This window comes from Oenococcus kitaharae (assembly GCF_025758695.1).
Lineage (GTDB): Bacteria > Bacillota > Bacilli > Lactobacillales > Lactobacillaceae > Oenococcus > Oenococcus kitaharae_A.
Genome location: NZ_JANJQP010000001.1, coordinates 1 through 12,920, shown reverse-complemented (window position 1 = coordinate 12,920; position 12,920 = coordinate 1). Strand labels below are relative to the sequence as shown.

Sequence of the window (12,920 nt, the reverse complement as noted above, 5' to 3'; positions counted from 1 at the left end):
TGCGGCGCTCACGCCTGTCTGCTGTTGACCCAACGGTTCTTGGCAAGCACTAGCACTAAGGCAATGACCGTCACAGCCGCTAAGACAATAAATTCTTGAGTAAAGGTGGTCATAGATTCCCATTGATAACCAATGCCCAGCATTTTTTTAAACAAGGCCAATTGCCCTTCTTTGACATGGCGAAAAGAAACGGCTATCTGGGGCTGCATTAAAATTCGTCGAAAGAGAGACGCTGAATAAGCGCCAGGATAAAGCTTAATCAAGTTTTGAGCAAAAGCTGGCAGTGTGCCGATGGGAATATAAATACCTGCTAAAAATCCTGAGGCTGTTCCGACAATGGATCCAATAATGGACAAAGTTGTTACTTTTTTGACAAAAGAAATAATCACAAGATTCAAGGCTGTTGCACACAATCCGTTCAAAAAAATAATTGCTATCAAAGCTGGCAATGTCCTTAGTCTTATTTGAATTTTGTCGGCAAAACTGAAATAACCGGCAGCGACCAATAACACAGCCAGTTGCATAATCACCGCAATCAAGACTGCGCTTAAAAAATAACCCAATTGAATCCAAGCTGATTTGGTTGGCGTGACAAGAAAATCCTGCAGCTGATGCCCTTGCCGATCACGGACTAACTGTTCAATGGCATTGAGACTTGCCGTCGTCGCTGTGACAGACATCATGCCGCCTATGAGCCAAGGATCAAGTAATTGAATCGCATCAGGCAGATGCGACCAATTCTTTTGCATGCCGTTTTTCAAAAAAACAAGATAGAGTCCCAGCACGATCAAAGCACTCATCAGTGAAAAAAGAACGCTGGCTCGGTTTCTAAAATACAATTTAAGATTTCTTTGCGTGATGGCCAGCATTAGCGGATCTCCTTTCCTGTCAAAGCCATAAACATATCGTCAATCGTACCTGGACGGAATTCAAAATTTTTAATTTTATCGGCAAAATCCGATAATAAATGAATCGCGTCTGCAGTGTTATCCACTCGCACAACAATTTTTGAATCAGTCAGCTGGCGGCTAAACTGTTTGGGCAGCTGCTGATTGAGTTGCGCCAGTTCATCAGAAAAAAGTGTTAATTGGCTTTTTGCAAAACGTTTTTTTAAATCTGCAGCTGTACCCTGCGCGATGATCTGACCATGATCAATGATATCGACTTGATCAGCCTGTTCAGCCTCTTCTAAGTAATGAGTTGTCAAAAAGATCGTCATCCCCTGTTTTTTACGCATTAATGACAGCATCTGCCAAATCAAGCTGCGCGTTTGAATGTCCAAGCCAGTCGTCGGTTCGTCCAAAAAGAGAATTTTAGGCTGGTTAATCAGAGCTCGGGCAATATCAACGCGCCTTTTTTGCCCGCCCGAAAGCGAGCCGTATTTTTGATTCTGAAAGTCCTGCGCATGCACTTGATGAATCAGCTCAGATACGCTGCTTTTGGATTGTCCTCGATATAATTTCCAACGAACAAGTAAATTTTTCCGGACCGTTAAATCTGCATCCATGACACTTTCTTGAAAAACAACAGCAATCTGTTCGCGAATTTTTTCTGGCAGCTGTTGACCATTGATTTCAATACTGCCAGCCGTCGGTTTTAAAAGAGTTGTCAGCATCTTAATCGTTGTCGATTTTCCGGCTCCGTTTGGGCCCAAAAATGCAATCAAGGAACCGCCATTTTTAATAGTCAAATCTATGCCTTTGACCGCTTGACGATGACTGTAGTTTTTCTTTAATCCTTGTACTTTTAACACGTCTATCATCCACACATCCTCCGTCTCTTTGTGACAAGAAAAAGTGTAAACAACTAGCAATGCTGAAAAGGTTCGCTGCCGATGAGTGGTCGAAAAAGGCCAATAAGCGGTTAGAACAAGGACTTGATTGCATTATTCTAGCGGCAAGTCTTGTCTTTTTAGGCAACAAAAAAACTCAGACAAAATGTCTGAGTTTTAGTTTAAAAAGAATGTTTTTTGCTGCTTTGAAGGATTTTTTTGCCAAAATCCGTTTCAAAATAGTGATCAATCGCGTTTAGCAATTCTGCTCGATTAAAATCGGCGCCAAACACGTTCGTTCCGGGTTCTAATTTAATCCCTTCAGCGAGCGAATCCAAAATCACAGGTTGAAAACCTAGTCGTTTCACAATCTCTGCCACGACTGCGCGGCTTGGCACATCATCAGCGGCTACAGCGATGGCTTTTTTCGGATCTGACTGGTCAGCATAATCAAGCAGGTCATGATAACCCATATGATTAAAAGCTTTCACAACATGGCTTTGATTTAAATGAGCTTGCACCATTTCGCTCGTCGACAAGACGGGGTCTTGAAATTCAGGATGCCGGCCATCAGTCTCCCACCAATAATTCATGGCGTCGATCACAATTTTATTTTTGAAAAGTAGCGGGTCCAGTGTTCGATACTTGCCCAAAGGAAATGCCAGAATCACAACATCAACTTGTCCAAGCAGTTCTTTTGCTAGCATCAAGTGAGCTTGGGGCAGCAATATGTCAGCAGTCAGCGCAATTTTATCTGTTGTACCGGAGCCAGCAATGTAGACATCATAACCGGCCCTAACAGCTAATTGGCCAAGCACCGTACCCAGTTTGCCAAAACCTAAAATCCCCAATTTGTCTGCCATTAGTAAACTTCCTTTTCGTCCTTTAACAAGAATTTCACTCTTGGAATCACTTCATTGGCGTATAAAGTAATCGTTTGCAAACGCTCTGCAATTGTCTGCTTCCCGGCACCATATACCAAGTCAAAACGCTGCAGCTGCAGATTTTTAATCACGTGGGCAATTTTTACGGCAACAATTTCAGGCGTTCCGACATACATGGAGCCATTTAAAATTTCTTGCTGAAACTGTTCTTCTGACATCGCGGCCCAGCCTCTTTCGCTTCCTATTTTGTCTAACATGGCACGAATCGTCCGCCAAGCGCCATTAACAGCCTCTTCGTTATTATTAGAAACAAATCCGTGCGAGTGGATGCCAACAGGGCCGACTGTCGTACCCAATTTTTCAGCGGCTCGGTGGTATAAATCAATGTAAGGCTTGAATCTTTCAGGTGCTCCGCCAATCACAGCTAAAACCACCGGAAAACTGTACCTGGCAGCTCGAATGATTGATTCCGGAGAACCACCGACCCCAATCCAGGTTTCGATATTACCTCCGGCCGTCTTTGGGAAAACGTCAGCATTTTTTAATGGTGCACGCATTTTTCCTTGCCAAGTCACTGGTTTTTCTGATAAAAGCTGTTTGAAAAGAGCCGTCTTTTCTTCAAATAGTTCATTATAATCGGTTAAATCATAGCCGAAAAGCGGAAACGATTCCGTAAAAGAACCACGGCCCAAAATAATTTCCGCCCGGCCATTAGAGACAGCATCAAGTGTCGCGAAACGCTCAAATACTCTGACCGGATCCTCGGAACTCAACACAGTCACGCCAGAAGACAATTTGATGCGTTTGGTCTGACTGGCAATCGCAGCCAAAACCATTTCAGGACTGGAAATCGCATAATCCGGCCGATGGTGTTCGCCCAAGGCAAAAATATCAACACCAAGCTGGTCCGCTAAAATGCCTTCCCTTTGGACTTGCCTGATTGCTTGCGCATAAGTTGTTAATTGGCCCTTGTCATCAAAAGCTAAATCACCAAAGATATCCAAACCGAAACTGATTGTATCCATCACTAGTGCTCCTTTTATCTTACTTTTAGTAAGTAAACCATATACTAACGTTGATTGCAAGATACGCAGATTTTTGACCTGCAATGGTTTTGCATTTGATGCATGATCAAGGTTCTCTGCAAACGTCATTGGCAACAAACATAATAGTTATAACCTGTCATACCGGCATTTAGGCACAAAAAACCGCCATACCGGCGGTTATACTTTCGAAATATTTTGATCATAAAGGCCATTATTCAACACGGTTTTTTGACCTCTGGTTTTGTCTAATAAATCTATTCCTACTTGGCCGTGTCCTAATCGCTGCTAAACGCTTAGCTTCAATATTTCTCTTATCGCGCTCTTCTAACTCTTTTAGTCTCATATATTCATCAGCATGTAAGAGCTTTGTTTTTTTAGGCAACCTTTTCTTCAGAAAAGATTCTAATATCTCTGCAGCTGTGTCAAATATGATTGAATAGCTGCCACCCTTTTTAGATTCAAAGGTAAGCATGGTGCACTGACGAATTCTTTCAATGATGACTTGGTCATATCGCTCATAATCGCTAGCATTGCTTACCGATCCATAAGTAATCACTTTCGACTCTCCCAAACCTTGGTGATAAAATGCAACACTGAAAAATATAGCAGCTATTATAAATGACTGAATGTTCTTTTCTAAAACCGGACTCCAAAATAACCAAATGAGTGATGCAGAGGCTATCGAAGCTAAAAACAATTTCAAACGAGAGTTTTTTGCTCGAATAAGTAATAATCGTTGTTGTCGAAATTCGAAATACAAGAGTACTATCAACAGGAATAACGTAGCTATCAAATTAATCATAATTGCAATTCCTACCACTCAGCTATTGTGCCATCATAGTTCTTCCATTTAGGATTGGTCCAAACAAGCCCTTCTTGAGCAACTTCTTTAATTTTGTCTTCATCCATATCAATACCAAGCCCCGGGCCTGTAGGGAGTTCCACATAACTATCTTTATATTGAAAGATTTCTTTATTTTTAACAAAATCCAGCAGATCAAATCCTTGATTATAATGGATTCCCAGGCTTTGTTCCTGAATAAAGACATTCGGTGTGCAAGCATCCAGCTGCAGTGTGGCAGCCAAGGCCACAGGGCCATAGGGTGCATGCGGTGCCACGGCCATATCATAAGCTTCGGCCATGGCGGCAATTTTTCTTGCCTCAAGGATACCGCCGCACATAGCTACATCCGGTTGAACAATATCGATTGCCCCTTGGTTAAATAGTTCTTTAAATTGCCAGCGTGTATACAAGCGCTCCCCGGTGGCAAGAGGAATTGAGACCTCGCGTGCAATATCGTCAAAAGAATCCCAGTTTTCTGGCAGCACCACCTCTTCAAGAAACATGGGATGGTAGGGCTCTAGAGCCTTAGCCAGGACTTTGGCCATTGGGCGATGAACACGGCCATGAAAATCAATCCCAATCTCTAAAGCATCCCCAACGGCGTCTCGGATAGACTTAACGCGGTCTACCACAGCCGTCACCTTGTTATAAGAATCAATATAATGCAATTCAGATGTTGCGTTCATTTTAATCGCTGTAAAACCGAGATCCACGCGTTTCTTAGCTTGTTCAGCCACATCGCTAGGACGATCGCCGCCAATCCAGGAATACACGCGAATCTTATCGCGAGCCGGACCGCCGAGCAGTTCATAGACTGGCACACCGAGCGCTTTGCCCTTAATATCCCAAAGCGCCATCTCTAGTCCAGAAATAATCGTGCCATTAATTGGGCCGCCTCGGAAAAAGGAACGGTGCATTTCCTGCCAAAGCTTTTCAATCTGATTGGGATCTCGGCCAATCAGTGTACGGCCAATCTCATAAGCACCACTGACAACTGTTTCTGTTTTGGTGCCGGAGATCATCTCGCCCCAACCAGAAATGCCTTCGTCAGTCATCACTTTGACAAAAATCCAACGAGGCTTAACTTTGTAAACAATCACATCTGAAATCTTCATAAAATTAAATCTTCTTTCTTTCTCTTATGCTTCTGTTGTTTGAGCATTCACACTGGCATTCACATGTTTAATCCCATCGAAGTAGTACCAAACAACGGCAAAGACCAACAGCAGAATTGGAATTAGAATCAATTGGTTGGTCGTAAAGGCAAAGTAAACGGCAAAACTTTGGATCATTGACGTTGCCGCGAAAGATGAGATAAATAACGAATTTGTACCCAACTTGATTCCAACTGATTTAGCAATGGCAGTTAGAACTGGCGCCGTGGTTGTTCCGCACCACAATAACGAGGCCGTAACTGCCAACCCAATAATGATATTTTTAAGTAAATTACCATTAGTGAGAGCGACAACCATGGCTACTCGAAATGGCACAACGGCCAAGTCTGCAAATGGTAATACACTGTTTCCTGGTAAAACTAACGCCATCGCAATCGTCAGTGGAATAATGATCAAGGCTGTTGTAATAACATCCTGATTTCCAACTACAACAGCAGCATCCAATCCGATAAATAATTTACGACCTTTAAAACGCTTTTGAGACCACTTTTGGGCAGCCTCCGAAATTGGCATCAATCCTTCCATGAAAAGGGCAGTCATTTTAGGAATTAACACAAGTACTGCAGCCATGCTAACCCCCAATTGAAGAACTTGCATTAAGTTATAACCCGCAAGCGCACCAATAACCATCCCAATAATCAGTCCCATAATCATAGAGTCCCCGAAAAATCCGAGATATTTCTGTGCATCACGAATTGAGAATTTGGCCTTTCTGAAGAATGGGATTCGATCAAGCAGCCAGTTGAGCGGCCAGGCGATGACTAGTGAAGACAATGCCGAAACTGTTGGTAATGAAACACCAGGAATATGAAAGAAATTTTCAACCATCGGCTGTGACCAATCTGCTAACTTAAAAGTGATCAGAGCCATCACAACTGATGCACCTACTCCTAACCCAATGTTCTTTGTTACAAAGAATACCATCACTCCCACGATTGCAACGTGGTGATAATTCCAAATATCGACATCCAAAGTATTAGTTCGCTTCAATATTAATAAAACAATGTTGACAAGCAATATGGCGAAAATCAGTAGAGCAATAATTGGTGATGCCCAAGTGATCGCTGCTATAGAACCCCATCCAACATCCAAAGCATTTAAGTGAACACCAGTACGCTCCACCATTGCTTTGGCAGCTGGGCCCACATTTGTTGTCATAAAATCCAAAATGAGCTTAATGCCCGCAAAACCGATCCCTAAGGTCAGGCCAGATTTAAAACCTCGACCAATATTCAGACCGAAAATAAGACCAATAATAGTAATTATGACTGGCAGCAAAACCGTTGGGCCGGCCGCAATAAGCCAGTTAAAAACATTCATTACATAGTTCATTTGTTATTTTCTCCCGACGTTATTTTTTCTGGGTAATGTCGTAAATTTCGTTAAGTGTTTGTTCGGCACCGATACCGGTTAATAAAGGCATACCTTTCACATATGGAACGCCTTTAGTTTGGCCACTGAATTCGCCTGTCGTAACTAATAAATCATAATCTTGGATCTTGCCAGGTACTTCCATCAATTTCGTTTGCGTTGTCTCTGCTTGAACGCCCTTAGAAACTAAAAATCCTTTAATTTTTGAAGCTACCACAGTAGAGGTAGCAATCCCGTTTCCACAAGCCACTAATATCCGAATCATTTTTTTCTCCTAATTTTCCTTTAATTCATTTGTCAGTAATATCGGTGTGATCAATTGTTGCAGCTGGTCAGATGTTGTTGCATCTAAAATTTTTTTCCTAAGTTCTTCATTTTGAATCAAAGAAACAATTCTTTGTAACATTTCGACTTGACCATGCGGCTCGCTAATCGCCATCATAATAATGATTTCTACATCGAGGGTCGATTTAACATCTTCCATATTGTGAAAAGAAATCGGTTGTTCCAATGTGCCAACTGCTAGCGATGTCTCATTTACTAAATTGTAATCAGCATGTGGGATCGCAACTGCAGGTTTGGTAGATGGGAGCCCAGTCGGATACTCATCTTCTCTCTTGAGAATAGCCGCTCTATACTCAGCCTTAACTTTGCCTTGTTTATAAAGTTGATCTGCAAGGTATGTTAAAGCCTCATTTTGCGTGTGAAACTTTAAACGGGGCAGCAATAAATTTTTATCTATTACTAAATCAACTGTCAATTTCTCGATACCACCTCTCCATATGTTTTCAGTGTTGCGACAAAGGACGCTAAGGATTCAGATAGACCAGTAATATTGTTTGTCAAAAGATCTTCACGATTAAACATGTTGGAACCAATACCAAGATATTTAGTACTATGACTCAAAAATTCTTGAGCATTTCTAGAGGAAACACCCCCCACAGCCATTAATCTCAAATCTCCAAGTGGGGCCTGAATGGACTTAAAAAAATCTGGTCCAACGGTAGTTGCTGGGAATATCTTGACAATATCCGCTCCTGAATCAAACATCCTCATGGTTTCACTCGGCGTCATTGCAGCGGGAATAGCAAGCGCATTCTTTTGATGTGCCAAATCAATGATGGTTTTTGTAAATGCCATTGGGCCAAGAAGAAATTCCGCTCCCGCGTCAAGTGCTTGCTTTGCTTCCCCTAGATGCAATACCGTTCCGGCACCAATATGAATTCGGTTACCAAACTTAGCCTGCCCCTCTTTGATGATCTCAATTGCATGATTTGTGTTCATGGTCACTTCGACAGCAAAATACTTTTCGTAACCAGACATGGCTTGCATAATTGAATCAGCTTGTTCTTTTGAATAGCCACGCATGATAATTGTAAAAATAGGGTATTCATCAATTTGCATTCTATTTCCCCTCTCCTCTTTTAATACTCGCTTGAATCAAATTTGTCACTACTTGAGGATCCTTTGCCGAAACGATTTGAGTCATTGCCTGACGATCCGTTCCAAGCGCGGCCAGCTGTTCAATCGCGCGAAGATGCTTGGTTGTATTTTTGATAGCAATAGGCGCAATTACGGAAATTTGTTGTCCATTTGGAAAAATTGTCGGTTTACGCAAAACTAAGAAACCAAATGCATCTTTCAGGACACCATTTTCAGGTGTTGTATGAGGGATGGCCATTTGGGAACCTAAAAAACTATAATTTTTCGTAGATGCCGTATTACTTAAGATCACCTGCAAATATTTTTCAGTCACAATATCTTTATCAATCAGAGGTTGAGTGGCCATGCGTACAGCCTGGTCCCATGTCAGATCTTCATTGGCAACTTGAATTAAATTCGGATGAATATATTCTGATAAATTAGGAAGTAGTTCAATATTCTCTCGCAAGCTACGTTGACCTGAAAACATTTTTTTCAAATCTGTCTCCAGACCTTCAATGTCTAATATTTGAGTGTACTTCCTAGCTAGCCGCAGAATTTTATCTACGGTAATTGTCGTATCGTGAATGCCTAGATCATTAAGGACCTGGTATCGAAGCTGCAACGCTGAATTGGAGGACATCACTGGCTGAATAATATACTGTTTTGCATCCGTATTCAAAGGAACTGTGGTAAAAACCAAATCATAATCATTGGAGAACGATTCGAACTCTCTTGCAGAAGTAGCTGATAAAAAACTAATTTCTGGAAAAAGACTAATCAAATTTTCAAACATCAATTTGGCGGCAATAACACCGTTCGTGCATACAACTGCAGCCCTTTGTTTGATAGGAACAGCATCGCTCGGCTGTACAAGATCCCCTCCGAAATAAAATGCGATTAAATCAATTTCTTCATCCGGAAATGGTCGACCAGTCAACTCCTCTAACGGCAAAATACTTTTGCGAATCGCTGACGCTAGAACCTTATGTTGAGGATCATTCGGCATGACTTGCGAAATGCCTATCTCATTCAAATGCAATTTGTATTTCACACGATAGACGGCCGGGCGTAAATGAGCTAATAGCCGCTTTTCAAAATCAAGTTTATCGTGAATCTCTAACAGCGTCTGCTTCTCAAAATTTGCGATCATTTCCTGTGTGGCCTTTAAAATAGCTATATCGGAAAGTGAAAAGTCTCCTTTTATAGTATTCGCTGAAAGAAAAATGATTGATAGCCATTCAACGTCAGATTGATCAAAGACCCAATTTGGATCTAAAATGTCGCGAATAATTTGAAATTCACATGTGTCAGCAATTTGATTAAAAAAATACTTTGGATTACTTACCCTTTGTGATCTATTTCTAGTAATGTGCATGAGCGAAACATAAACCAAATAATTAAAAGCATCATCCGAATATGAGACTCCCACCTTGCTTTCAACTTGATGAACAAAATGAATCAACCTCTCGATGTTTAAGTCAGCTAAACGAGCAATTAATATTCGGCCATCCAAGTACTGCAAGAGATCAGACACGGCTTGGTTAATTAGTATCCGCTGTGATAGTTCTTCACCTCGAATAAAATAACCTAGCTGCCTCGTATAGGCTAAAACTAAGTTTTTTTCTCCTAATACTGATCGAATATTTTTTAAATCATTAGCAACTGTTGTTTTACTAGCATTGACGAGATTTAAAATGTGTGCCAATGACAAAATTTTAGAACTAGTCAAAATTAACAACACAATCAAAGATCTTCTCTGTTCTGCATCATGATAGACATAGCCAGATGTTCTGGATTGAGGATGATCAATAAAAAAAGTTTTAACTTCTCTTGGAATGACAAATGTCCCTATAGAGGTTCGAGAAATCAAGGGTAAGTGATTATTCAGCAATTGGGAGTTAATATTCTTCACAGAATATGATAACTGCCTGCGAGTAAGGTCAAAACTTTTCTCTAACTCTGCACTTTTTAAATCAGGATGCTGAACCAACTCAGTTAGGACGATCAAATCTCGTTTATTCACGAACTCACCCCCCATAGGAACAACTTAATTATATTTTGAATATATTGATAGTGTATGCGCTTTCTTTCCAATTTTTGTGCACTGTTTCTCAAAATAGTGAACAGAATTGAACTGCCGTGACTAAAAGAGCACTCAAAGCGCTCATTGGTACTTTCATTTCATGTATCAAAACAATTGTTAGATGGTATGAGGCATGCAACTAGTTGCTAATGACCTAACTTTCATGCTTGGCGATATTTTTTTATGATAACGCTTACATACATATTAATTCATAGTACAGAAAGATGGGAACGCAAATGTATTGGTCACACGGAGGCGATGGCCCTATTTTAGGGTGGTAAATGTGGTAAAAGTTAGTGGCATTTATTGGCATGCTATGAGTAAGCAATGAATGTCCACAAACCTTTTTATACCGGCATTTAGGCACAAAATAACCGCCATGACGGCGGTTATTCCCAAGGACACCAGATTTGCACCTAGTGCCCCCTCCCGGATTATCAAACGCCTATATAAAGGCACTTTATATGATTTTGTGGCAAATATGTGGCAAAATACAAGTTCTCAATTTGAACGGGGCTTTTCAAATCTTGTGTTTTTCGATATATTCATCAATATCTTTAACTTGCCACATCTTGCGATTTTTCATTTCATAATGTGGAATCTCTGCAAATATGCCATATTCATATGAACCGGCTTTTCTTTATGAAAATAATATTTTGTTGCTTCCGTTATACTAAGCAATGTATCTGGATTTAAATTTTTAAAATCTCGCATGATATTCCAAATTGTAAGTGTTAAATAGAATCCAAGGCACAAAAACTCCCAGTGATCAGCTGGGAACCAGATACTAGAGATATCTACTTGGATAATTACACTCTGTATGCGTTGAGGGGGATAACGATTGATAGGCGCCTATCTATTATAAGCGTTTACATTTATTATACTAAAAAACACTTATTAATAAGTTGTGAGTGCTGCGCATTATGAGAGGCTGTGTCCTCAATGAAAATTAAAAAATGCCCATCACAATTAAGTCATGGACACTAAACAATGCTTGAGTTTTATGGGTGTAAGGGTTTGCACTCCCCTACGCACTTGATTATAAAACAAAACCTTCTATTTTTATCGAAGGCCTGGCCAATTTGTCCGATGCTCATTTCGTTTGTTGTAAATAGCTTAAACGGAAGTATGGCACAACCTAAATATAGAAAAACTCCCCAGCGATTCACTGGAGAGTTTTTCGATCCCCGCCTTTTCATTAGTTCGGATCACATGAAAACTGAAATAGCACTAAGACTAATTTAGTTTTAGGTAGTAACTACCCGTATTCAATTTTACCAGAACATTCGCTAACAAACCCGCCATTGTATGATGGACATTTCTACAAGCCAACTATCAAAAAATAAATAAAAAACAACAAGGCATGGTTCCCTCAACCATCATTATAGAAAAACCCACCATCGATAGTGGGCTGCATTAATAGAGTTAGGTAACCTTGAGGACCTGCACCTGTCCTCAAGATTTATTATATTAAAAAAATATCTATCACAATCAAGATAAGCACCAGAAAAGCTGTCAATTTCTTTGGAATCTTCGTTTGGGAGTTCTCTGACAGGAGGTCGTATCAAAAAGCCTTCGACTTTTCATCGAAGACAGCTGTAAATTTTTGTGTTGCTCATTTATCGGTGCAAGCACCTTGGATAAAAGTATCATGTGGCTAAGACGCAAAAACTCTCCCTGGCAGTTGGGAGAGCTGTAAGTGCTATATATGACTTATCACAGTAAGCAAAAAATATGAGTTTCAGGCACTTATGAAAGCGCCTACATTTATTATACAAAAAACAGCCCCTCAACAGTTTCGAGTCATTTGGTTCTGCCCAAAATCTCTAGCTGTGCACATTTCAATGAACGTTGATACCAAAAGCTTGCGCTCCAATATAGCCGTTACATAAATGCTGAAAGGACTGCTTCCGGGTCATCTGAGATCCAATTTGCTCATACGAGAAATCTTTCTTAGCGGCCAATGGCTGCTCCTTATGATCTCTTTAACCCTATTCATATAATAACACGATTCATCATTAAAAGAAAGCGCTTTCTAAATTCCAAGGACAATCAAAAAGTCCCCGCATAAAGCGAGGACCTATCATAGCGTGAACTATGGATAAAGATATTGGATATCGACCATGACATCCATGGATCATTATATACGATAAACATGTTTGATATCTATAAATAAACAAAAAGCACCCGGATATTTCCGAGCACTGATAGACTTAGTTTGAAGTGATGGTGCTTTCACACCAGAATTTAGTATACAGGTTTAACTAGCTAGTTGACACAGGTAGCCAATGTTAACAGACATAACTTCACTAAGCTGTTCA

11 protein-coding genes are annotated in these 12,920 nt (G+C 40.5%); all 11 read right to left on the bottom strand.

Going from position 1 to position 12,920, the window contains the following annotated elements; genetic code table 11:
* Nucleotides 1-8 precede the first annotated feature (8 nt).
* A complete protein-coding gene (locus tag NRF22_RS00055; RefSeq protein WP_263778582.1) occupies nt 9-869 on the bottom strand; it encodes an ABC transporter permease in 861 nt (286 codons plus the stop codon).
* Nucleotides 869-1,762: an ATP-binding cassette domain-containing protein gene (locus tag NRF22_RS00050; protein ID WP_263778581.1), complete on the bottom strand. Its 894-nt coding sequence runs from the start codon at nt 1,760-1,762 to the stop codon at nt 869-871. Before NRF22_RS00050 ends, NRF22_RS00055 begins: the two co-directional genes overlap by 1 nt.
* 191 nt (nt 1,763-1,953) lie before the next feature.
* Nucleotides 1,954-2,634 (bottom strand): NADPH-dependent F420 reductase, encoded by a 681-nt coding sequence (locus tag NRF22_RS00045; protein WP_263778580.1) that lies wholly within the window; start codon nt 2,632-2,634, stop codon nt 1,954-1,956.
* The gene (locus tag NRF22_RS00040; protein ID WP_263778579.1) at nt 2,634-3,680 is read right to left on the bottom strand and encodes an Atu2307/SP_0267 family LLM class monooxygenase; all 1,047 of its coding nucleotides are present in this window, start codon (nt 3,678-3,680) and stop codon (nt 2,634-2,636) included. Before NRF22_RS00040 ends, NRF22_RS00045 begins: the two co-directional genes overlap by 1 nt.
* A 232-nt stretch (nt 3,681-3,912) precedes the next feature.
* On the bottom strand, nt 3,913-4,521 hold the full coding sequence (locus tag NRF22_RS00035) for a hypothetical protein (protein ID WP_263778578.1): 609 nt from the start codon (nt 4,519-4,521) through the stop codon (nt 3,913-3,915).
* Entirely contained in the window at nt 4,515-5,660 is a 1,146-nt protein-coding gene (gene dgoD / locus NRF22_RS00030) for a galactonate dehydratase (RefSeq protein ID WP_263778577.1), read from the bottom strand. Before dgoD ends, NRF22_RS00035 begins: the two co-directional genes overlap by 7 nt.
* Nucleotides 5,661-5,684: 24 nt before the next feature.
* Nucleotides 5,685-7,052 (bottom strand): PTS galactitol transporter subunit IIC, encoded by a 1,368-nt coding sequence (locus NRF22_RS00025; protein WP_263778576.1) that lies wholly within the window; start codon nt 7,050-7,052, stop codon nt 5,685-5,687.
* Nucleotides 7,053-7,071: 19 nt separating this feature from the next.
* Nucleotides 7,072-7,356 carry a PTS sugar transporter subunit IIB gene (locus tag NRF22_RS00020; protein ID WP_263778575.1) on the bottom strand — a complete coding sequence of 95 codons (285 nt, stop codon included), beginning with the start codon at nt 7,354-7,356 and terminating at the stop codon, nt 7,072-7,074.
* A 9-nt stretch (nt 7,357-7,365) separates the two neighbouring features.
* Nucleotides 7,366-7,851: a PTS sugar transporter subunit IIA gene (locus NRF22_RS00015; RefSeq protein WP_263778574.1), complete on the bottom strand. Its 486-nt coding sequence runs from the start codon at nt 7,849-7,851 to the stop codon at nt 7,366-7,368.
* The gene (locus NRF22_RS00010; protein WP_263778573.1) at nt 7,848-8,495 is read right to left on the bottom strand and encodes a bifunctional 4-hydroxy-2-oxoglutarate aldolase/2-dehydro-3-deoxy-phosphogluconate aldolase; all 648 of its coding nucleotides are present in this window, start codon (nt 8,493-8,495) and stop codon (nt 7,848-7,850) included. Before NRF22_RS00010 ends, NRF22_RS00015 begins: the two co-directional genes overlap by 4 nt.
* Nucleotide 8,496: 1 nt before the next feature.
* Nucleotides 8,497-10,539, bottom strand: a complete 2,043-nt coding sequence (locus NRF22_RS00005; protein ID WP_263778572.1) for a BglG family transcription antiterminator — start codon at nt 10,537-10,539, stop codon at nt 8,497-8,499.
* Nucleotides 10,540-12,920: the final 2,381 nt, after the last annotated feature.